This window comes from Deltaproteobacteria bacterium, from assembly GCA_016178705.1.
Taxonomy (GTDB): domain Bacteria; phylum Desulfobacterota; class Binatia; order HRBIN30; family JACQVA1; genus JACOST01.
This window is the reverse complement of sequence record JACOST010000024.1, coordinates 90947-113715: the sequence shown is the minus strand read 5'-3', so window position 1 is coordinate 113715 and position 22769 is coordinate 90947. Positions and strand designations below refer to the sequence as shown.

Below are 22769 nucleotides of genomic sequence, written 5' to 3'. Positions count from 1 at the left end.
CCCCCTCTAGCTCACGGCCGAGCCCCGACGACCGGCGTTGCTCGTGCGGCTCTACTCATCCAGTTACGTCCGGCGACGATGGCCCGCGATGGCCGTTCGGCGGTTGGCGTCAGGGACGGCCGTCCGCGGAGTCGAGGCAATCGCACCCGGCGATGCGGATGCCGGCTTGATCGGCGCACTGCTCGCAGAGTACCTGCCCGTCGGCGTGCACATAGGCGAAGTATTGGCCCTCGCACGATTCATCGCCGTCGTCGGCACAGTGCCCAGCAACCGGGTCGTAGCTCTCGCAGTCACAGTGCCCACAGACTGCACAGCAAGGAGCAGTCTCTTCGGGCATCTGTGCGTCGTGCACAGTCCAGACAGAACCCGGCGCCGAGTGATAGGCATTCCATTGGGTGCGGTGAACCTCGTTCATCGGCAGCAAGCTCCGGCTACCGCTGCCCGGCCTTGGTTAATTCCTTGAACCCTGCTTCCAGCGAGCAGCACAAGCATTGCGCCTCGAACTTCTGCCCGAAAAAACGGGGCACGTAAAGCAGCACCCGTAGGTGCAGATTCCTCACGAGCGGGTTTGCGAGGATGATCGACGGAGCCGGGGTATCTTGATAGCCGCTGGCCAGTTCGAAGTTGCCCATCGGGAGTGCGCGCAGCGCTTCTGGTGCAGTTGCTCGGTGTTCGCAACGAGGATGGTGAGGATCGTGCTCACTTGCATTCGTTTCCGCTCCACGCCTGTTGCAACCTTCACCTTGACTCGTTGGGAGGTGCGGGCTATCTCTGCGGGCATCTTTGCGCGTAACTACAGCGACGAATACGAACATGACCGAAGGGCGATACTGGCGTTGGGAGGATGAAAAAACGACTTGAAGCGCTGCTTCAGCACGCACTATCGCAAGCCATTGAGGGGGGAGCGCTGAAGTCAGACAGCCTCCCCCCTTTGCTTTTTGAGGTGCCCAAGAATCCCGCCTTCGGCGACCTGGCGTCGGCGATCGCCCTCGGCTTGGCGCGCGCCGAACGCCGCGCCCCACGCCAGATCGCCGAAACGATTCACGGCTTCATCGCTGACCCCGACGGTTTGCTCGCAGGCGTCGACGTCGAAGGGCCCGGCTACCTCAACTTCCGCTTCTCGCTGAAATTCTGGGGCGACACGCTCGCCGACATCGGCGAGCACGACGGTCCGCTCGCCTTCAACGACATCGGGCAAGGCAAGAAGGTCCAAGTCGAGTTCGTCAGCGCCAATCCGACGGGCCCGCTCACGGTCGGCCACGGCCGCAACGCGGTGCTGGGTGACGCGATCGCGCGACTGCTCGAAGCCACCGGGCATCAGGTCACGCGCGAGTACTACTTCAACAACGCCGGGCGCCAGATGAAGCTCCTGGGGGAATCGGTGAAAGCGCGCTATCTCGAACAGCTCGGTGACACGATCACGTTTCCCGAAGATGGCTACCAAGGCGAGTACATCCGCGAGATTGCCGGCACATTGATCAGCGAGCACAGCGATCGCCTGCGCGACGAGCCAGCGGCTGGCAGGTTCAAAGACGTGGCCGAGCGCGCCATCTTCGCCGACATTGAGCAGACGCTTGGCCGCGTTGGCATCCATTTCGACGTCTATTTCAATGAGGACACGCTCTACAAAGGCGGTCAGATCGCTGCGGTGCTCGAGGCGCTGCGCGCGCGTCAGCTCGCGTTCGATCGTGATGGCGCGGTGTGGTTGGCCGGCGAGGCGCTCGAGCTCGATAAGGACCGCGTGCTGGTGAAGTCGACCGGGGAGCCGGCGTATCGCTTGCCCGACATCGCGTATCATCAAGACAAGTTGCGACGTGGGTTCGATCTGATCATCGATGTGCTCGGCGCCGATCACATCGCTGAGCACGAAGAGGTGAAGGCGGCGATCAAAGCGCTGGGACTGCCGGCGGAGAAGATCCACTCGATCATTTACCAGTTCGTCACGCTCACGCGTGGTGGCGTGCAGGTGAAGATGTCGACGCGGCGGGCGGAGTACGTCACTGTCGATGAGTTGCTCGATGAAGTTGGCGCCGACGTGGTGCGGGTGTTTTTCCTCACCCGCCGCGCCGACAGTCACCTCGAATTCGATCTCGACCTCGCCAAGAAGCAGTCTTCGGACAATCCGGTCTTCTACGTTCAGTACGCGCACGCGCGGATTCACAGCCTGTTCAAGCAAGCGACGGCCGCGGGCGCGAAGCTGGCGCCGGCCGCCGCGTCGCATTTGGAAACGTTGACCGCACCGGAAGAGCTCGCCGTGATGAAGTTACTGGCGCGGTACAGCGATACCGTGGAAGACGCCGCGCGCGGGTTCGAGCCGCACCGCGTGGTGTTCTACTTGATGGAGCTGGCGGGCGAGTTTCATCGCTTCTACAATTCGCACCGCATCTTGACCGATGACCTCGCGCGCACCGCCGCCCGCCTCTACCTCGCGCATGCAGTGCGCAAGGTGTTGCACAGCGGCCTGGGTCTGTTAGGGGTACACGCGCCCGAAAGCATGTGATGAAGATGAGGGGATGATGGCACGCCGCACACGTTCCGCTGGGCTGAGTTTGGGGCAGGTGCTCACGTTGACCTTGGGATTCCTGGTCGCCTCGTTGTTGATCTTCGTGTTCGGCATCTGGGTGGGGAAGGATTTGGTCGAGCGCCGACTGGCGCAAGAAGAACGCATCGTGCGCAAGCCTGCGGATCGCACCGCGATAGAGGGACCGGGTGAGGTCGCCGCGTCCGACGCGCCCAAAGCAGCGGTGCCAGTGGCTCCCGCCGTGCCGGCCAACGCGGTGCCGAGCGACACGCCGTTCATGAAGCTACGCGCCACGCCGACAGCGACGCCGGGCAAGGCCGTCGCCACTTTGGCCCTGGTCAAGCCGACGCTTGCGCCCGCAAAGCCGACCGCCGCGCTGCCGGCGGCGAAGGTGGAGAAGGGCGAAAAGCGATCGCCGCAAGAATGGGCCGACGCCGGGTGGACGGTGCAGGTCTATGCCACGACCGATCCGAATCAGGCCACGGCGCTCGCGCGTCGCCTGCTCGCGAAAGGCTACGACGCTTACACGTTGCAAGCGCCGATGCGTGGGCAAACGTGGTACCGCGTCCGTGTGGGCCGCTTCTCCAACCACGACCGCGCACAGGAGATGGAGCAGCGCCTGAAGAATTTGGAAGGACTCGAAGCGGCCTACGTGACATCGCAGTAGGGAAGAGCAGTACAGTAGGCAGTAGGCAGTAAGCAGTAAGCAGTAAGCAGTAGGCAGAAGGGGTCGGCCAGATACGAATCACGATTTACGACTCACGAGTCACGAGCCACGAGTCACGACCAATGTACACGCCTGAGTTCGACGAGTTCTGCCGCTTGGCGGAGCAGGGCAATCTGGTGCCGGTGTATCGCGAGATCCTCGCTGATCTCGAAACGCCGGTGTCGGCCTTTCTCAAGATCGACGAGGGCGGCGATGCCTTTCTGCTCGAGAGCGTCGAAGGCAACGAGAAGTGGGCACGCTACAGTTTTCTCGGCGCGGCACCCGAATTGATCGTGCGCAGCAAGGGCACGCGCCTCACCTTCGAACGTGCCGGCCAACCGCCCGAAGAACGCGAGGTCGCCGATCCGCTCAGCGCCGTGCGCGATCTGCTCGCCCAGTATCGCGCGGTCGCCGTGAAGGGTTTGCCGCGCTTCTCGGGCGGCTTCGTGGGCTATCTCGGCTACGATGTCGTTCGCTTCATCGAGCACCTGCCCGAGTGCGCGGCCGACGACCTCGCGATGCCGGACCTCTACCTGTTACTCGCCGATACGCTGTTGATCTTCGACAACGTCGCGCAGAAGATCAAAGTCGTGTCGCACGCGCACCTGACGCCCGGCAGCGGACGCGATGCGCTGCGCGCGGCGTACGACGCGGCCGGCGCAAAGGTGGAGCGCGTGATCGCGCGTTTGCAAAAGGCGGTCGAAGCGCCGCGATCGTTGGCGTTGCGCGAACCGGGGCCGGTGGGGTCCAATCTGACGCAGGAACAGTACGAAACCATGGTGCGGCGGGCCAAGGAGTACATCGTCGCGGGCGACGTGATCCAAGTGGTCTTGGCGCAACGCTTCGAGTGTCCCCTGCGCGCGCACCCGTTCAACATCTATCGCTGCCTGCGCACGGTGAATCCATCGCCGTACATGTTCTTCCTACGCATGGGGCCGCACACGTTGCTCGGTTCGTCGCCCGAGGTCATGGTGCGACTCGAAGGTCGCGAGGTGACGGTACGCCCGATCGCGGGTACGCGGCCACGCGGCACGGAAGAGAAGCAGGACTCACAATTTGAGCAGGAATTGATGACCGACCCCAAGGAAATCGCCGAGCACATCATGCTGCTCGACCTCGGCCGCAACGACGTCGGCCGTGTCGCCAAGATCGGCAGCGTGGCGGTGACCGAGCACATGGTAGTCGAGCGCTACGCGTATGTGATGCATTTGGTGTCGAACGTGCGCGGTGATCTGCGCGCCGAACTCGACTGCTTCGACGCTTTCCGCGCGACGTTCCCGGCGGGGACGTTGAGCGGGGCGCCGAAAGTGCGCGCGATGGAACTCATCGAAGAGTTGGAGCCGGTGCGCCGCGGCATCTACGGTGGCGCGGTTGGCTACTTCGACTTCTCGGGCAATATGGACACCTGCATCACCATCCGTTCGCTGCTGGTCGCCGGCAACACCGTCTACATCGGTGCCGGTGCCGGTATCGTGGCCGACTCCGATCCCGAGCGTGAGCATGCCGAGTGTGTGAACAAAGCGCGCGCGCTGATCCACGCCGTGCGCCTAGCGGAGGCGATGTGAGGTCGTGAACCGTGCTCGTGAGTCGTGGTCGTGTCGGATGGCGAGCCCCGAACGAGCACGAGCCACGAACACGAACCGCGGTGACGTATGCTGTTGATGATCGATAACTTCGACTCCTTCACCTACAACATCGTGCAGTACCTGGGCGAGTTGGGGGCGGACGTGCGCGTGTTTCGCAACAACGCGCTGACGGTGGCGGAGGTGGCCGAGTTGGCGCCCGAGATGATCGTGATCTCGCCCGGGCCGTGCACGCCGCGGGAGGCGGGCATCTCGGTCCCCGTGATCGAGCGCTTCGCCGGCAAGATCCCGATTCTCGGCGTCTGCCTCGGGCTTCAAGCCATTGGCGCGGCGTTCGGCGGCACCATCGTCCGCGCGCCGCGCATCATGCACGGGAAGACCTCACCGATCCTGCACGATGGCCGGACGATTTTCGCGGGCTTGTCGAATCCGTTTCAGGCCACGCGCTATCACTCACTGGTGATCGATCCGGCAACCAAGCCCGACTGCTTGGAACTGAGCGCGTGGACCGCCGAGGGCGAGATCATGGGCGTGCGCCACCGCGAGCTGCTGGTCGAAGGCGTCCAGTTCCATCCCGAGTCGATCCTGACCATCGAGGGCAAGGCGCTGCTGAAGAACTTTCTCAACGTGGCGCGCGAGAGACACTGAAGAGGGAGCTTCTCCGTGAGCCTGCGGACGCGCGAGCGACTGAGCAATGGAACTATCCGACGCCCTGACGCGGCTGATTGATCGGCACGATCTCACTGCAGCCGAAATGGAAGCAGTGATCGGCCGGATCATGCGCGGCGACGCGACGGCGGCGCAGATTGCTGGGCTGCTGATCGCGTTGCGCATGAAGGGCGAGACGGTTGGCGAAATCATCGGCGCCGCGCGCGCGCTGCGCGCCGCCGCCACGCGCATCACGCCGCGGGCTGCGATCGTCGTCGATACATGTGGCACCGGCGGTGATCGCAAAGGCACGTTCAACATCTCGACGGCAGCGGCGTTCGTCGTGGCCGGCGCCGGGCTCACCGTAGCGAAGCATGGCAACCGCGCCATGTCGGGCACGGTCGGCGGCGCCGATGTGCTCGAAGCGTTGGGCGTGAAGCTGGATCTCACGCCCGAGCGCGTGGGTGGGTGCATCGATACCATCGGTATCGGTTTTCTCTTCGCGCCGGTGTTTCATCCTGCGATGAAGCACGCGGCGGTCCCGCGTCGTGAGCTTGGTGTGCGGACGCTCTTCAACCTGCTCGGCCCGTTGTTGAATCCGGCCGGCGCGCGCCATCAGGTGGTAGGCGTGTTTGCGCCCCAATGGATCGAGCCGATCGCTCGCGCGCTCGGCGAGTTGGGCAGCGCTCACGCGTTAGTCGTGCACAGCGACGATGGTCTCGATGAGATTTCGCTCGCCGCCGCGACCAGCATCGCCGAGTGGCACGCTGGCGCGGTCACTACGTATCGGATCGCGCCGGAGGAACTCGGGTTCACCCCGTGTCGCTTCGACGACTTGCTGGGGCCGGTGAGTGCGGCAGACAGTGCGCGCGTCGTGCGCGCCGTTCTCGACGGTGAGGCAGGGCCACGTCTGGACGTGGTGGTGTTGAACGCCGCGGCGGCGATCTATGTCGGCGAGCGTGCGAGCAGCGTTCGGGATGCGGTGGCGCTCGCGCGTGAGTCGATCGGCAGCGGCCGCGCCCGCCGGAAGTTGGAGGCAATGGTGGAGTTCACCAACGCATGATCCTCGACGACATCCTCGCCAACAAGCGCGAAGAAGTCTCGGCGCGCAAGCGCGCAGTGTCGCTGGCGGCGCTGCGGGAGCGTCCGCTCTATCGCGAAGCGCGTCGCGGGTTTGTGGCGGCAGTTAGCGAACCCGGTGCGATCATTGCCGAGGTGAAGAAGGCGTCGCCGTCGAAGGGATTGATTCGCTCGGACTTCGATCCCCTCGCCATTGCGTGCGCCTATGCAACCCATGGCGCGGCGGCGGTCTCGGTGCTCACCGACGAACGCTTCTTTCAAGGTCGGCTCGACTACCTGGCGATGATCCGGGCCGCCGTGACGCTTCCGTTGATCGAAAAAGACTTCGTCGTCGATCCGTACCAGATCACCGAGGCGCGCGCGTACGGCGCCGATGCGATCTTGCTGATCGTCGCGGCGTTGCGTCCCGAGCAGCTCATGAGTTTGGCGGCTGAGGCGGAGATGATCGGGGTTGATGCGTTGGTGGAGGTTCACAACGAAGCGGAGTTGGACCTGGCGCTGTCGGTACGGCCGCGGCTGCTCGGAATGAACAATCGCGACTTGCACACATTCGTAACGTCGCTGGCGACGTGCGAGCGGCTGCTGCCGCGCGTGCCGGCCGGCTGCACGGTGGTGGCGGAGAGTGGAATCGAGACGCGCGCCGACATCGAACGCTTGCTGCGCGCGGGCGCGCACGCGTTCTTGATCGGAGAGACGTTCATGCGCGCGCCGGATCCGGGCGTGAAGTTGGACGAGCTGCGCGGCGTCACGGGCTAGTGGCGATGGTGAAGGTGAAGGTCTGCGGCGTCACGCGTGTGGAAGATGCGCGTGCGGCGGTTGCGGCGGGCGCCGCGGCGATCGGCGTGAACTTTTATGCGCGCAGTCCGCGCTGTGTGAACGTCGAGACCGCGCAGGCCATCATTGCAACGCTGCCGGCGTCGGTGTGTGGCGTTGGCGTTTTCGTCAACGAAGCGCGCGCGCGTGTGGCGGAGATTGCCGAACGCGTCGGCCTGCGGGCAGTGCAGTTTCACGGCGAGGAATCTCCGAGCGATTGCGCGGGCTGGTCGCTGAAGGTGATCAAGGCGTTACGCCTGCGCGATCGCGAATCGGTGTCTGCGGCGGCGCAGTACCCCGTTGATTTCATCTTGCTGGATGCCTATGTGGAGGGGCACCCAGGGGGGACCGGAAGAGCATTCACGTGGGAATGGGCGGCTGCGTGCGATCGGTCGCGCTTGATCTTGGCCGGCGGCTTGACCGCCGACAACGTCGCCGACGCGGTGCGGGCGGTGCGACCGCTGGCGGTGGACGTTGCGAGCGGAGTGGAACGGCAGCCGGGGATCAAAGACGCCGAACTGATGAAGAGGTTCATCGCCAATGCACAGACTGCCTGATACGCACGGCCATTTCGGCATCTACGGTGGCCGGTATGTCGCGGAAACGCTCATGCCGGCGCTGCTGGAGTTGGAGACGGCGTATCGCCAGATCCGCCGCAATGCGGAGTTTCATCGCGACCTCAAGTATCACCTCGCCGACTACGCCGGGCGACCGACGCCGCTGTACTTCGCGAAGCACCTGAGCGAGCGACTCGGCGGAGCGAAGATCTATCTCAAGCGCGAGGATCTCTGTCATACCGGTTCGCACAAGATCAACAACGCCCTCGGCCAAGCGCTGCTGGCCAGCCGCATGGGGAAGCAGCGCATAATCGCAGAGACCGGCGCGGGTCAACACGGCGTCGCCACCGCGACTGTCTGTGCGCTCTTCGGATTGCCGTGTGAAGTGTTCATGGGCAGCGAAGACGTGCAGCGGCAGTCGCTCAACGTCTTCCGCATGAAGTTGCTCGGCGCGAGGGTGCACTCGGTTGAGAGCGGCAGTTGCACGCTCAAGGACGCGATCAATGAAGCGCTGCGCGACTGGGTGACCAACGTCGCGACCACCTACTATCTGGTCGGCTCGACCATGTCGGCGCACCCGTATCCGATGTTGGTGCGCGACTTCCAGTCGGTGATCGGCACCGAGGCGCGCCGGCAGATCCGCCAGCATGAGGGCCGATTGCCGGACTATTTGATCGCGTGCATCGGCGGTGGCAGCAACGCGATGGGGCTGTTCCATCCGTTTCTCGACGATGTTGACGTCAAGATGGTCGGTGTCGAAGCTGGCGGCGAAGGAATCGACACCGGCAAGCACGCCGCCTCGATCACGGCCGGGCAGGTCGGCGTCCTGCACGGCAAGAAGACCTACGTGCTGCAGGACGAGTTGGGGCAGGTGCGCACCGCGCACTCGATTTCTGCGGGGCTGGATTATCCCGGCGTCGGTCCCGAGCACGCCTACCTCAAGGACTCGGGTCGGGCGACGTACGTGTCGGCGACCGATCAAGAAGCCGTCGCTGCGCTGCAGCTCCTGTGCGAGACCGAAGGCATCATTCCGGCGCTCGAGAGCTCGCACGCGATTGCCTATGCCGCCCGGTTGGCGCCAACCTTGGCGCGCGAGCAGATCGTTGTCATCAACCTCTCCGGCCGCGGCGACAAGGACATGAACACGGTGGCGGCTTACCTCGGCGTGAAGCTCGATCAATGAGTCGCATCGCGGAACGTTTCGCGCAGCTCCGCAAGCGCGGCGAGGCGGCGCTCATTCCCTTCATCATGGCTGGCGATCCGGACATGGGACGCACCCGCGCCATCGTGATTGCGGCGCAGGATGCCGGTGCGGACATCCTCGAACTCGGTGTGCCGTTCTCGGATCCAACCGCCGACGGACCGGTGTTGCAGCGCTCGGCGCAGCGCGCATTGAAGCGGAACGTCTCGCTGGCGCGCGTGCTGGAATTGGTTCAGGAGCTGCGGGTGCAGGGCCTGACGATGCCAATCATCCTCTTTGGATATTACAACCCGATTTTTCGTTACGGGACGGAGCGCTTCGCGCGTGATGCGGCGGCCGCTGGAGTCGACGGCGCACTGATCGTGGATCTGCCGCCGGAAGAAGCCGGCGAACTGCGCCGCCACACCGATGCTGCGGGAGTCGACATCATTCCCATGCTGGCGCCGACGAGTGACAGCGATCGGATGCGCAAAGTGCTCAGCCATGCGCGCGGCTTCGTTTACTACGTGTCGTTGACCGGTGTCACCGGAGTGCAGGCGATCATGCCGGCTGACGTGCGGCCGATGATCGAGAAGGTCAAGCGGCAGACCAAGCTGCCGGTTGGCGTCGGGTTTGGCATCACCAAACCCGAGCAAGCGGCGGCGGTGGCGCAGTTTGCCGATGCCGTGGTGGTGGGCACCGCGATGATGCGGATCATCGAAGAGTACGGGAGCGCGCCGGACGTGGTCGAGCGCGTGAGCAGCTTCATCCGCAGCCTGAAGACCGCGATACGCAACGGGCGTACCGAGCATTCTGGCTGAACGCTGATGAGCGCATACACCGACACTATCGCGTGGCTGTACAACCTCGAGACCGCACGTGGGATGGACTTCAAGCTCGAGCGCGTCGCGTTGGCCTTGACGGCACTCGGTGAGCCACAGCGGCGGTATCCGTGCGTGCACATCGCGGGCACGAACGGCAAGGGTTCGGTGGCAGCCATGCTGCACGCGATGCTGCTGGCCGCCGGCCGGCGTGCCGGGCTGTACACGTCACCGCACCTGGTGCGCTTCACAGAACGAATCCGCATCGGAGCGGACGAGATCACAGAGACCGAGGTGGTCGCACTAACGCGCGAGATTCGCAGCGCGGCAACCGCGCGCGGGATCGATCTGACGTTCTTCGAGTTTGTTACGGTGATCGCATTCCTGGCGTTTGCGCGTCGCGGCGTCGACTCGGCGGTGATCGAGGTAGGCCTAGGCGGCCGGCTCGATGCGACCAACGTGATTGACCCCGAGGTTGCCGTGATCACCACAATCGGCCGCGATCACGAACAGTACTTGGGCGACACCTTGGAGCTGATCGCCGCCGAGAAGGGCGGCATCATCAAGCCAGGCCGTCCGGTCGTTCTGGGTCGCCTGCCCGCCGCGGCGGAGCGCGTGCTGCGCGACATCGCGGCGAGTCAGGGCGCCGATGTCATCGACGCAGCCGGCGCAGTGAGCGTTGAAGGCGGTGCATCGCCACGCATTTCCGGTATGGGTTGGCAGTTGGAAGGTGCGCGCTTGGCCTTGCGGGGCCGATTTCAGCGTGACAACGCAGCCACGGCGGTGGCGGCTGCCGCGTTGGTGCGCGAGCGGTTTGGAATCACGCCAGACGCCGTGCGCTCGGGGTTGGCGACCGTGAGTTGGCCGGGCCGACTCGATGTCGTGGCGAGCGACCCGCTGGTGATTGTAGACGGGGCGCACAACGAGGATGGCGTACGCACTTTGATCGGCGAGTTGCCGGCCATCATTGGTGACCGGCCACTTCACCTGCTGTTCGGCGTGATGCGCGACAAGCATTGGCAGCCGATGGTAGAGCGTCTTGGCCCGCTCGTACGTTCGGCGACGATTGCCAGCGTGCTGCCGCCGCGAGGTGAAGAGCCGGAACGCGTAGCCGCGCAGTTTCGGACTCATTGCCCGGTCGAGGTCATCGATGACCCGCGCCGTGCGATGGCAGTGACATGGCAGCGCACGCCGCGAGATGGGGCGATTCTCGTCACCGGCTCGTTGTTTCTCATCGGTGCGGTGCTTCCCGTACTCGATCGCGGTCGTCCATGGACTGCCGCGACCATTCATCCCTAAGCGGCTCGATCGAAGTGGGGTGGGCGTGCGTCGAGCGTTAGTCGGATGGGCTCTCGCTGCGGCGCTGGCTGGGCCCGCGCGCGCGCAGGTGTTAGCGCCGAGTGCGGACGACGCCGGCGAAGTGGCGATCGACGCCGCCTCGCTGTCGTACGATCAGGGCACCAACACGGTCAGCGCGCATGGCAATGTGGTGATCCGGCGCGGCGACACCGAGATCCATGCCGAGGAAGTCCGATTCAATCGCGGTACCAACGAAGTCGTCGCGCGCGGCGCCGTCACCGTCAGCGATCCGCAAGGAACTTTGTTTGCCGACGCGATTGCGCTGAATCTCGACGAGGAAACCGGCCTGTTGGACAAGGGGACGGTGAGTTCCGAGCGGCTGCACTATTCGCTCAGCGGCGATCGCATCGAGAAAGGGGTAGGGCAGAGCTACCACATCGAGAATGGCAAGTTCACGGCCTGTCGCTGCGATGACGGGCCGCCGAGTTGGAGTATTGCCGGCAAAGAAGTTGACGTCTCACTACGTGGCTACGGTACCGTGCGGGCGGGCACCTTCAACATCCTCGACGTGCCGGTCTTCTATCTGCCGCGCGCGGCGTTCCCGGTCAATCGCGAGCGCCAGAGCGGTTTCTTGCTGCCGCGCTTCAGCGCATCGAATCGGCGCGGCTTTCAAATTTTTGCGCCGTTCTACTGGGCGATCAATCGCAGCCAGGATCTGACGTTGGCGATGGATCTCGAAACCAGTGCGCGCATCGGCGCGGTTGCCGACTATCGCTACGCGTTCAGTCGGGACTTTCATGGTGCGATCAGCCCGTCGTACTTCAATGAGATCTTCAAGGGCTCCAACTCCGCGACGGTGCAGAATCGCTGGAGCGTGGTCACCGAGCACACCAACAGTATCGGTGCCGCGCAAGCGTATGCCGATCTGTTCTTCGTCAGTGACGACAACTTCGTGCGCGACATCAACACGTTTGCGATCACTCGGCCGCGCGAAACGTTGATCCGGACGCTGCCGTACACGACGTCGAAGGTCGGCATCGTGCGCGAGTGGGATCGTGCGGCGCTGCGGACGCAGAGTACCTTCTATCAAGATCTCACCGGCGGCGACGACGTGGTGCTGCAGCGCGCGCCCGATTCGGAGCTGTGGGCGCAGCAGATCTTCGGCGATCAGCTGCTGGCGCGGCTGAACGCTTCGGGATCGGATTTTCAGCGGCACAGCGGAATCGATGGTTTGCGGCTCGATGTGCGACCGGAGGCGGTCGTGCCGATCCACGCGACGCCGGCGGTGTTTGGTTCGTTGCGCGCCGACCTGCGCGAGACCGCGTACCACCTGTTCGACGGCACGTCGACAGATGGGCTCAACGGCACGCAGCCGAATCAACCGGTCTCGCTGCCTACCAATCGCAGCCGGGAGCTGGTCCATCTGACCGCCGAGAGCGGCACGTCGTTCAGCCGCGTCTACGCGTTCGATCATTTTGGCATCTCGAAGCTCAAGCACACGATCGAACCGGCGCTCGATTACACGTTCGTGCCCGGTGTGAACCAAGACGACTTGGCGTTGTTCGATGGCGTCGACCGCGACAATCGGCGCAGCTTGTTTACCTATGGTGTTGCCAGTCGGTTGCTCGCGAAGTCGAAACCCGAGGCCTCGGACGCTGAAGCCGAAGCGTCTGACGCGCCAACATCCCCGCCGGCGCGTGGGGAGATTCGCGAACTGGCGCGCGTCGCGCTGACCGACAGCGTCGACACGCAACGGCGCATCGCTCCGGTCGGTGGCTCGGGAGCGGCTGATCACTTCTCGGACGTGAATCTGGCGGTGCGGGTGCAGCCGAGTCCGCTCCTCGCACTGCGGGCCCACATGGACTACGACACCAGCGTCAGCGATGTCTCGGGCGCGAGCGTGGGGTTTCGCGTGCGTGGTCCCGGACGCGACGGCAATCAAGACGGACTGCGCTTGGACACGCGCAACGCGCTCGGCGTGACCTATCGCTTTGTCACCAGCGGCCTCTTGCGCCAGGTTGAGAGCAATGTGCAGCTTCGCCTGACCGACACGGTCGGTTTGGTGTACGCCGGCCGCGTGGATTTGGAGAGCAACAATTTTCTGGACAACTACTTCGGCCTGCGCCTGCTGTCGCAATGCGATTGTTGGGGCTTTGAGTTCGCCGTGGTCGACAAGTCGAATCCGCACGAACTCGAGGTGCGCGCACAATTTACTTTGGTGGGGCTGGGATCAACTGGCCGGGCGCAACCGGCGCGGTTGCGCGATTATCCGTAAGCGGGGGGATCCGAGGAGAAAAGAAAAAGGGCCAGGAGGATCTCCTCCTGGCCCTTTTTCGAGAGCGCAATTCTTCGAATGATCAGCTGCAGGTGCCGTCTTCGTTCGGTGCACCGCCGCTTGGGCAGGTGATCTGAATCGTGTCGGGCAATCCGATAGGCCCAATATCGTCAGGCTGCCGCTGGATCGTCTGCAGATTGCGTGCGGTTGTGTGGACGAACTCTAGGAAATCATTGTCTGAGTCCGTCCACCGCTCCTGCGCGATAGCGAGCACCCGACGTCCGCCGTCGATCCCGGTAACGGGGCGGATACGGGTCTGACCCGTCAGGGTTCCCTGCACGCCGGCGCTGTAGATCGAGCTGGCGTTGTCGGATGTGCCGACGCGTGTGTCGATGTCGGAGAGCTGCACTTCCTTGTAACAATTCACCCGGGTGGAGGTGGAGAAGCGCTGTTCGAACTCATTGTAAATCAGGAACTGCAGCGTGGCGTTGCCCGGGGTCGGATCCTGGTGCAACAGATCTTCGGTGCAGGGAACGACGATGAGGTCGGTTGCCACAGCACCCGTGACCGTGCTGGTGCCAGTGCCGTCGTTGTGGGTTTCGACGCCAGCGCTGGTGCTGAGTCGGCCCGCCGGTAATGGCGGCGTATCGAAGAAATGGTCGAGAATAATCACGCTCGGGCAGGCGTTGTACTCCGGATTCGGCCCGCCGAGAGTGAGCTGGGTTGGGCTGGTATCCTGAAAGCCGGTCGCCTGGATACCGATGGCGTTGTACTTCGCCGCGTCAACGCCGCCACCCGAGTCTACGTTGACGATGGTGGCCTCGCCCTTCAGGTCGTTGCGATCAAACGGTAGCTCACTGACGGGGTCAACCTGAATACATTTGAGTTCGCCGGTGAACGGATCTTCTTCGGCGGCAAGGGCGCGCGTATCTTCGTTGCTCTGGCCGTCGATCGAGGTACGCCCGCCGCTGAGCGGAACGAAGTTCCCCTGCTGGCACTCTTCGTTGGTGAAACTCGACGGACACGGGTTTGCGAGTCCTTCGCTGGCTCGCCAGGACAATGGCTGGCGCTTGGTGAGGGTCAGATTGAAGTCGTGATTGGGCCACGTGGTCGGCTGACAAATACCGCCGCGGATTGGAGTAGGATTGCAATCGGCGTTGGTCTGGCAGACTAGCGGCACCGCTGGGGTTCCAGTCGGGTCGGCGTTGCTGCAGTGTGAATTGGCGTTGATCAGAAAGCAATGCGCCTTGACGAGAAACGTGGCGGTGTTGGTCACCTCGATAATCGTATCTGTCTTGACAGCGCCCGCGTTTTCGATGTTGACCCGGATCTTCGGGAACACAATGATGCTGGCCCCCTGGTCCGTCACCACATCTGCGCGGGCCGTTGCTACTGACCCGAACGCTACCACCGCCGCCCCAAGGACCGCGCGCCGCCAAAGCCCCTTCTTCGTGCTCATCACGTGTCTCCTTTCCTCACCGCTGGACAAGGGTCGTTGTTGTTCCACTCCCGCAGCTCCACCGCTTACGGTGCGGAGAGGACGATGCGGTCAACGGTCTCTTGCGACGCGGCGCGGCTGCCCTCCTGGTGGAGGTTGAATGCCGCTCGACCGCTGTTACCGTCCGAATCGAGGTGTGTTTCTTCCGCAACGCCGAGAACGCCGCCCTGACCGTCTGCCGGTGTAACGCGTGCCGATCCAGTGATCGATCCGAGCACGCCGGCATTGAACGCGTTGGTTCCGAGATTGTTCAGCGGCTCGTCCAGCCAGCAGTCCACCTGCACGCCATCGCGAGACGTTTTGTTCTCAAACTCATTGATGATTTCGAAACCCACGGTCACGCGGCCGGGAACCAGATTCTCGAAGTCCTCGCCGCAGGGCACCAGCGTAAGAGTGGTGTTGATGGGGCAATCATTCGGCGTCGAGCCATTGCCGTCATCGCACAAGCCGTTTTCTTCGACAACCGGATCGTTGTGACCGTACGCGAAGAAGTCGAACAACAACGAATCGGGGCACGAGGTGTACTGTCCGCCGTTGTCCTTGCCGATCTCGTCGAGCGCGAGGATGTTGTCAGTCGCGCCCGCGGCGTGTCCCGCGCGGAGCGCGATCGCGTTGTAGTCTGACACATCATGAGTGGTGTCGCGGATGGTGGCTTCACCCTTGATCCAGTTGGCATCGGCCAGCGGCTTATCGTCCGCATCGACCACGACGCAGCGCAGCTCGCCTTCGAAGCCGGCTCGCACTGGCGGAATCGGACCCGGATCGAGACCAGAGTTCTGGTTGCCAAGTCCGTCATTCGGATCGACTGGTCGCCCAAAGCTGGCTACCCAGTGTGTCGGTTGTTGGCGCGTCAGCCACAGGCTGAAATCTGTCTCTTGCCAGATGCGCGGGTTGAACACCGGATTGAACGGCAGGCTCGGGTTTACAGTCTCGGCATCGATGTAGAAGCAGTGCACGTGCGCGGTGACATTCATCGTGTTGCTGATCTGAATGATCGTATCACGCGGTTTTGGGTTCGCTATCGTTGGAGTCGGCCCGTCAAAGACCACTTTAGCGAACACCAGAATGGCGCCGGGCTGATCGACAGTGGCCCCGGAGTCCACGTTCGGGTCGCCTGCGTAGGCGCGCGTCCCGGTTCCGAATAGAAGCCCCGCAGCCAGCGTTACACCGAGAGCCGCAAGCCGTCGCTTTCCCAGTCCAAAACTCATCTTCTTTCTCCTTTCCCTAGCGGAGAAATTCACCGCTCACCCAGGGCCACTCGCCACTCCGCACGCCGAGTCAGGTCAAACTCGGTTCGGCACGCGGCCTCCATCCCTCCTTTGAACAGGTGGACGGAGAGCGCCGTTGAGATACTTGAAGCGGTCAAGGTTGTCAAGCGGAAAAGCGCCGGTTTGGCGCACCTTGGTGTCCGGAAGTGCCGGTAAAACCGCGGATTCCAGTCAGTGCCTCGGGCGAGCTTCTTGACGCCCTCCAGTGCCTCTGGTAGACGACGGCACGTTTTTCACGCCGAATATTATCCGCCTGTCGACTGTCTCTACACCACACACAACCGGGGAGGGTTTGGGATCATGATGGAATCGAGAGCGCGTTTTCTGTGTGCCTTGGTGGCGATCGGTTTGATGGCGGGCTGCCACAAGGTGAAGCCGGCGGCGTCCACGTTGTCGGCTGAGGCCAAGTCGACGGCGGCCCCTGTCGCCAAAGGACCTTTGACCTACGAAATGGCGCGGGAAGGACTGCCCGGCAACAAGATCTGGAAATCGCAGATCACCTTCGGAGACGTAAACGGGGACGGCTTCCCGGACTTGGGTCTCGTCTCGCGTCTGGCCGATGGCCCATATGTCTACATCAATGACGGCAACGGCCATTGGAAGGATGCTTCCGAGGGACTCCCGCGCGAGACCTTTTGCGGCGGCGGTGTCGCTTTCGCCGACGTCAATAGGGACGGGAAAATGGACATCGCCATCGCCGACCACTGCAAAGGTGTTTACGTGTACCTGGGCGATGGGGCCGGGCATTGGAAACTGTCGTCATCCGGCTTGCCGACGATCGGCTGCGAGGATGTCGCGATCGGTGACTTCAACAATGACGGTTGCCCCGACTTGGTTGTGGTCGCCGCACAGGAAGAAGGTGTGCGGGCGTTCCAGGGTGACTGCAAAGGAACTTGGCGCGAGCACTCCGACGGCTTGCCCCTGACCGAATGGGGTAACGCGGTGGCGGTTGGTGACATCGACGGTGACGGCAACGCCGACATCGCAGCCGCTTATGCTCTTGGACCTCGCGTGTGGCTGGGGAATGGAAAGGGATCGTTCAAGGAAACCTCCGAAGGCCTGCCGGCACCGGATGTGCACGGTCTCTACATGTTCGGCATCGCGCTCGGCGACATCAATGGTGACGGCAAGCTCGACATCGCCGTCAGCAGTGCGATCCCCGGTATCGAAGTCTTTCTGTGGGACAACGGCAAGTGGCGGGCCTCGAACAACGGCCTGCCGCCGATGAACGCGCTCGGTGTCGCGCTCGGCGACCTCAACAACGATGGCAAGATGGATCTGGTAGTCGCCGGCAAAACTAATCTCGAAGAAATTGGAGGCGTCTATGGTGTCTTCCCGTTCCTCGGTGATGGTCAGGGGAACTGGAGCCTCGACGACACCACCGGTTTGCCGACCACGGGGCGCGAGCGCACCTGGGGTGCCGGCCTCGCCGACGTCAACCGTGACGGCGTGCTCGACATCGGTGTCGCCTTCGGTGATGTGCTGTCGCCGACGTACCGTTCGGGCAAGAAGAAAGAGATGGACGTAAAGGCCGAAGGAAAGAAGAAAAAGGGCGACAAGGCCGAGAAGGCCGATCCGGCAGAGAAGGATGCTAAGGCTGCAGAAGCCAAGGATCGTGGCCCCGAACGCGGCCGCTTCGGTGAGATCGACGTCTGGCTCGGCCACATCAACAAGTGACCCAATCGATCGACATTCGACCGTGACCTAACGGGGCGAGCGCGCGATGCGCTCGCCCCGTGTCTTTTCACCCCTCCGTTGCATCGCGATGACGTTGTGGGATGATGGCCGCCGTGCGGCGGTTGAAATCTTACGTTTGGCGTTATCGCCGACGCTACCTGGCGGGCGGCGCGTGCTTGTTCATCACCGCCACGCTGGCGATGAGCATCCCGTACCTGCTCAAACGCGCAATCAACGCGATCGAGCTCGGACAATCGTCTCGTGAAGTCACCCTCTTCGCCGCTGCCATCGTCGGCATCGCGTTGGTGCAAGCGGTCGCGCGCGCGCTGTCGCGTACGCTGATTTTCAACGTCGGCCGTGACATCGAGTACGACCTGCGCAACGATTTGTTCGCCCACCTGCAGCGCCTGCCGCAATCGTTCTACCGCGCCCAACAGACCGGCGACTTGATGTCGCGCCTGGTCAACGACGTGACCGCCGTCCGCATGCTGCTCGGGCCGGCGATCCTCAACCTCGTCAACACGCCGCTCTACTACGTCTACGCGGTCTCCATCATGATCCGGCTCGACCCGGTGCTGACAGTAATCGCCCTACTGCCGTATCCGCTCGTGCTCGTCGTCGTGAAGCACTACAGCCGCCAAATGATGGAGCAAACGCTGCGCGTGCAGGAGCAACTCGCCGAGATGAGCAGCGTGGTGCAGGAGAACCTGAGCGGCATCCACGTCGTGCAGTCGTATGTTGCTGAGGCCGCGGCCACGGCGAAGTTCGCTGCTATCAATGAGCGCTTCCAGGCCTCGAGTGTCCGCCTGGCGCGGGTGCGCGGTCGCATGTTGCCGGTGATGAAGATCGCCGCCAGCCTCGGCACCTTGGTGGTGCTGTGGTACGGCGGCCTCCACGTGATCAGCGGCCGCTTGACGCTCGGCGATCTGGTGGCGTTCATCGGCTACCTCGGCCTGCTCGCCTGGCCGACCATGGCGCTGGGCTGGATGCTCTCGATCCTCCAACGCGGGCGCGCCGCTCTGCAACGCCTCGAACACGTCTTCGGCGCCGTGCCGGACATTTGCGACGCGCCGGACGCCGCGCCGCTCGCAGCCGTGCAGGGGCGCATCGAGTTCCGTCAGGTCGACTTCGCCTACCACACTCCCGGCAACGGTCATCAAGTGCTCGACGGCATCACCTTCACGATCGAGCCCGGACAACAACTCGCGCTCGTCGGCCGCACCGGTTCGGGGAAGTCCACCATTGCGCAACTGTTGCCGCGCCTCGCCGATGTCAGCGATGGACAGATCCTCCTCGACGGGCGCGACATCCGCACGCTGCCGCTGCAGCAACTCCGGCGCAGCATCGGCTTCGTGCCGCAGGATCCATTTCTGTTCTCCGACGCGATTCGCGCCAACATCGGCTTCCCGCTGGATCCGGTCGACGATCAACGGGTCCATGAAGCCGCCACCGTTGCCGGCATCGCCGACGAGATCACCGCCTTTCGCTACGGCTACGACCAGATCATCGGCGAGCGCGGCATCACGCTCTCCGGCGGCCAGCGCCAGCGGCTGACGCTGGCGCGCGCGCTCGCCGCCGATCCGCGGATTCTCGTGCTGGACGACGCGCTCTCGAGCGTCGACACCCGCACCGAGCGCCGCATCCTCGAAGCGCTGCGCGACGCGCAGCGCGGCCGCACCAGCATCGTCATCGCGCATCGCATTTCGACCATTCAGCACGCTGATCTCATCGCGGTCGTCGACGACGGACGCATTGTCGAGCTCGGTGATCACGAGTCGTTGCTGGCGCGCGACGGGCTATACGCTGAGATGGTCCGCCAGCAGAGCCTGGAAGAGGAGCTCGCCGAGCTGTGAGCACCGTCGCCGCACCACCGGTCGCCCTCCAGCGCGACGTGCACCAAGAAGACGCACTCGGCAAAGCCTACGATGCGCGCCTGATGCGGCGGTTGTATCAGTACATCCATCCGTATCGCGGACTGTTCGTGCTCTCGCTGGCGTGCCTGCCGCTGACCTCGTTGTTCACGCTGGCGCAGCCCTACATTCTCAAGCTCGCCATCGACCGTTACATTGCCAACAGGGACGCCGCCGGCCTTAGCACGATGGGTTTGCTGTACGCCGCCAGCGTTGTCGGCGACTTCGCGTTCTTTTACCTGCAGTACTACCTGACGATGCTGGTCGCCCAGAAGAGCCTTGCCGATCTGCGCATGCATCTCTTCGCGCACGTGCAGACGTTGCCGGCGGCGTTTTTCGATCGCAATCCCGTCGGCCGCGTGCTCACGCGACTGACCACCGACGTCGACGTCATCAACGAGATGTTTTCCGCCGGGGCCATGACCATCCTGATGGACGTGGTGACCCTGCTTGGCATCGTGGTCATCATGATGACCATCAATGCGCGGCTGGCGTTGGTGACGCTCTCGCTGCTGCCGCTGATGGTCCTCGCCATTAATTTCTTCCGCCTGCGGGCGCGCGAGAGCTACCGCTTGATCCGTGAGCGCATTGCCCGCCTCAACGCGTATCTCCAGGAAGCCATCTCGGGCATGGCGGTGATCCAATTGTTCGCGCGCGAAGACAAGACGTTCCGGTTGTTCGATCAGCTCAACGATTCCCATCGCGAAGCGAATCACTGGTCCAACATCTACGAGGCGATGCTGTTCTCGATGATCGAGGCCGTGAGCGCGATCTCCATCGCCCTGATCGTCTGGTACGGCGGTGGGCAGATCGTCGCCGGCGTGTTCGCCTTCGGCACGTTGGTCGCGTTCATCGAGTACGTGCAGAAATTTTTCGTGCCTATCCGCGACTTCTCGACCAAGTATGCGGTGATGCAATCGGCCATGACCGCCGCCGAGCGCGTCTTCCAATTGCTCGATACGCCCGCCACCATCACCAGCGCCGTGAACGCGCGCGTGCCGGAGCATGCGTCGGGCCGGATCGAGTTCGAGCACGTCTCCTTCGCTTACAAGAATGAAGACTGGGTACTGCGCGACGTGTCGTTCGTCATCGCGCCGGGCGAGAAGATTGCTATCGTCGGTGCGACCGGCGCGGGCAAGACGTCGATCATCAAACTGCTCAATCGCACCTACGACACAACCCGCGGCCGGGTTCTGGTCGACGGCGTCGATGTGCGCGAGTGGAATCTCGCCGCGCTGCGGCGCCGCATCGGTGTCGTGCTGCAAGATGTCTTCGTGTTTTCCGGCAGCATCACCGAAAACTTGACCCTCGGCCGTGCGGAGATCACCGCGGCGACCGTCGAGCGCGCGGCCACCATCGTCAACGCGCACCGCTTCATCGAGCGCATGGCCGGCGGATACCATGCACCGTTGCGCGAGCGCGGCAACAACATCTCCACCGGCCAGCGGCAACTGCTCGCCTTTGCCCGCGCGCTGGCGCACGACCCGGCGATTCTCGTTCTCGACGAGGCCACCGCCAGCGTCGACACCGAAACCGAGTTGTTGATTCAAGACGCGCTCGAAAAATTGATGGCAGGTCGCACCGCGGTGGTGATCGCCCATCGCCTGTCGACCATCGAACACAGCGACCGCATTCTCGTCATGCACCACGGCCAACTCCGCGAGAGCGGCTCGCACGCCGAGCTGATCGCGCAGCGTGGACTGTACTTCCGTTTGTATCAGTTGCAGTATAACCGCCCGGCCGCCGCCGCACCCGCCGAACTGCGCGCCGGCGCTGCGAAGTAGCCGCGGCGACGGGTGCGCGGTGCATCGGGTCACGCTCGCGCTGCTGGTTGTCGTGCTGCCGCTCAGCGGCTGCGCGTCGTCGCTGTACGTGTTGCGCTCAAGTTACGAAGAGGCTCGTATTCTGTGGCGACGCGAGCCGATCGAACGGGTGTTGCAGCAGCCCGACCTCAACGCCGAGACGAAACACAAGCTGCAGCTCGTGCTCGATGCGCGCGGGTTCGCGCGCGACACGCTGCGCTTGCGCGTTGGCGGCAGCTTCACCAGCCTGACGCGCGTCGATGCCGATCAGGTCGTTCACGTCGTCGTCGCCGCGCACCGCGACCGTCTGGAGCTTGTGACTCGCTGGTTTCCCATCGTAGGAGCGGTGCCGTATCAGGGATTCTTCGACGAGAATGACGCGCGTGAAGCCGCCGCCGCGCTCGAAGCGCAAGGCTACGATACGGTGGTGCAGCCGTCGGTGGCCTTTAGCACCTTGGGCTGGTTCGATGATCCGTTGCTGTCAAACTTGTTGCACTTCGACGGGGTCAGCTTGACCAGCATCGTCATCCACGAACTGACGCACAACACGCGCTACCTGACAGGGCAGGGCGCGTTCAACGAGTCGTTCGCCGACTTCGTCGGCTACCGCGGAGCGTTGGCATTCTTTGAAGGTCGCTACGACACGGACGGCGCCGCTAGGGCGCACCAGCTGTGGAACGACGCGCTGGCGTTCTCGACGTTCCTCGGCGACGCGACGACGCGCCTGCATGACGCCTACGCGCGTGGAATTGACGAACCCGAACGCCAGCGTCTCTTCGCCCGCATGCAGACCGACTTTCGCGCGCTGCCGCTGCAGACCAATCTCTACGTCGACTTCGGCCGCGCGCCGCTCAACAACGCGCGCATTCTCCACTACCAGCTTTACAACGACCGGCTCGCTCTGTTCGAGGCGATATTCGAGCGCGAGCACGGTGACCTGGCGCAGACCATCGCCACCGTCCTGCACGCGGCCGACGGTGCGGCCGACCCGTTCTCCGCACTGGAGCAACAGCTTGGTGGGCACTCCGAACTCGCTGACGCTTCGCGTGTGCTGCTGCTCAGTGCCGCCGCGTCTTCGCGGTGAGCGGTCGTCCTTCGATTGCCTGGCTGGTGCGAACGGATTAGATTCGC

General features: G+C 63.6%; 19 protein-coding genes. 15 read left to right on the top strand and 4 right to left on the bottom strand.

Annotated elements, in window-relative coordinates; translation table 11 throughout:
• Window positions 1-109: 109 nt before the first annotated feature.
• Together HYR72_16255 and HYR72_16250 are read right to left on the bottom strand one after the other, a co-directional pair.
• Window positions 110-415: a hypothetical protein gene (locus HYR72_16255; protein MBI1816533.1), complete on the bottom strand. Its 306-nt coding sequence runs from the start codon at window positions 413-415 to the stop codon at window positions 110-112.
• A 16-nt stretch (window positions 416-431) separates the two neighbouring features.
• Entirely contained in the window at window positions 432-632 is a 201-nt protein-coding gene (locus HYR72_16250; protein ID MBI1816532.1) for a hypothetical protein, read from the bottom strand.
• Between the two features lie 212 nt (window positions 633-844).
• Here HYR72_16250 and HYR72_16245 point away from each other — a divergent pair, with 212 nt between their 5' ends.
• From HYR72_16245 to HYR72_16195, 11 genes are all read left to right on the top strand, one after another.
• On the top strand, window positions 845-2500 hold the full coding sequence (locus tag HYR72_16245) for an arginine--tRNA ligase (protein MBI1816531.1): 1656 nt from the start codon (window positions 845-847) through the stop codon (window positions 2498-2500).
• 13 nt (window positions 2501-2513) lie between these two features.
• Window positions 2514-3188, top strand: a complete 675-nt coding sequence (locus HYR72_16240) for an SPOR domain-containing protein (protein MBI1816530.1) — start codon at window positions 2514-2516, stop codon at window positions 3186-3188.
• A 122-nt stretch (window positions 3189-3310) separates the two neighbouring features.
• Window positions 3311-4792, top strand: a complete 1482-nt coding sequence (gene trpE, locus HYR72_16235; protein ID MBI1816529.1) for an anthranilate synthase component I — start codon at window positions 3311-3313, stop codon at window positions 4790-4792.
• 87 nt (window positions 4793-4879) lie between these two features.
• A complete protein-coding gene (locus HYR72_16230) occupies window positions 4880-5458 on the top strand; it encodes an aminodeoxychorismate/anthranilate synthase component II (GenBank protein MBI1816528.1) in 579 nt (192 codons plus the stop codon).
• A gap of 46 nt (window positions 5459-5504) precedes the next feature.
• Window positions 5505-6521: an anthranilate phosphoribosyltransferase gene (trpD, locus tag HYR72_16225; GenBank protein MBI1816527.1), complete on the top strand. Its 1017-nt coding sequence runs from the start codon at window positions 5505-5507 to the stop codon at window positions 6519-6521.
• Entirely contained in the window at window positions 6518-7294 is a 777-nt protein-coding gene (gene trpC, locus HYR72_16220; GenBank protein ID MBI1816526.1) for an indole-3-glycerol phosphate synthase TrpC, read from the top strand. The genes trpD and trpC overlap by 4 nt, the downstream gene beginning before the upstream one ends.
• Window positions 7294-7908 (top strand): phosphoribosylanthranilate isomerase, encoded by a 615-nt coding sequence (locus tag HYR72_16215; GenBank protein ID MBI1816525.1) that lies wholly within the window; start codon window positions 7294-7296, stop codon window positions 7906-7908. The genes trpC and HYR72_16215 overlap by 1 nt, the downstream gene beginning before the upstream one ends.
• Window positions 7892-9091, top strand: coding sequence for a tryptophan synthase subunit beta (gene trpB / locus HYR72_16210; protein MBI1816524.1), 1200 nt, complete (start codon window positions 7892-7894; stop codon window positions 9089-9091). The genes HYR72_16215 and trpB overlap by 17 nt, the downstream gene beginning before the upstream one ends.
• A complete protein-coding gene (locus HYR72_16205) occupies window positions 9088-9909 on the top strand; it encodes a tryptophan synthase subunit alpha (protein MBI1816523.1) in 822 nt (273 codons plus the stop codon). The genes trpB and HYR72_16205 overlap by 4 nt, the downstream gene beginning before the upstream one ends.
• A 6-nt stretch (window positions 9910-9915) precedes the next feature.
• Complete coding sequence (locus HYR72_16200; protein ID MBI1816522.1) at window positions 9916-11208, top strand: bifunctional folylpolyglutamate synthase/dihydrofolate synthase; 1293 nt, start codon at window positions 9916-9918, stop codon at window positions 11206-11208.
• Window positions 11209-11233: 25 nt separating this feature from the next.
• Window positions 11234-13483, top strand: coding sequence for an LPS-assembly protein LptD (locus HYR72_16195; GenBank protein MBI1816521.1), 2250 nt, complete (start codon window positions 11234-11236; stop codon window positions 13481-13483).
• Between the two features lie 82 nt (window positions 13484-13565).
• Here HYR72_16195 and HYR72_16190 read toward each other — a convergent pair whose 3' ends face one another.
• Together HYR72_16190 and HYR72_16185 are read right to left on the bottom strand one after the other, a co-directional pair.
• The gene (locus HYR72_16190; protein MBI1816520.1) at window positions 13566-14942 is read right to left on the bottom strand and encodes a hypothetical protein; all 1377 of its coding nucleotides are present in this window, start codon (window positions 14940-14942) and stop codon (window positions 13566-13568) included.
• Between the two features lie 65 nt (window positions 14943-15007).
• Complete coding sequence (locus HYR72_16185; protein MBI1816519.1) at window positions 15008-16189, bottom strand: hypothetical protein; 1182 nt, start codon at window positions 16187-16189, stop codon at window positions 15008-15010.
• A 360-nt stretch (window positions 16190-16549) separates the two neighbouring features.
• Here HYR72_16185 and HYR72_16180 point away from each other — a divergent pair, with 360 nt between their 5' ends.
• From HYR72_16180 to HYR72_16165, 4 genes are all read left to right on the top strand, one after another.
• Window positions 16550-17926: a VCBS repeat-containing protein gene (locus tag HYR72_16180; GenBank protein MBI1816518.1), complete on the top strand. Its 1377-nt coding sequence runs from the start codon at window positions 16550-16552 to the stop codon at window positions 17924-17926.
• Window positions 17927-18039: 113 nt separating this feature from the next.
• The gene (locus tag HYR72_16175; GenBank protein ID MBI1816517.1) at window positions 18040-19779 is read left to right on the top strand and encodes an ABC transporter ATP-binding protein; all 1740 of its coding nucleotides are present in this window, start codon (window positions 18040-18042) and stop codon (window positions 19777-19779) included.
• Between the two features lie 83 nt (window positions 19780-19862).
• Entirely contained in the window at window positions 19863-21620 is a 1758-nt protein-coding gene (locus HYR72_16170) for an ABC transporter ATP-binding protein (protein ID MBI1816516.1), read from the top strand.
• 19 nt (window positions 21621-21639) lie between these two features.
• Window positions 21640-22722: an aminopeptidase gene (locus HYR72_16165; GenBank protein ID MBI1816515.1), complete on the top strand. Its 1083-nt coding sequence runs from the start codon at window positions 21640-21642 to the stop codon at window positions 22720-22722.
• The last annotated feature ends 47 nt before the right edge of the window (window positions 22723-22769 follow it).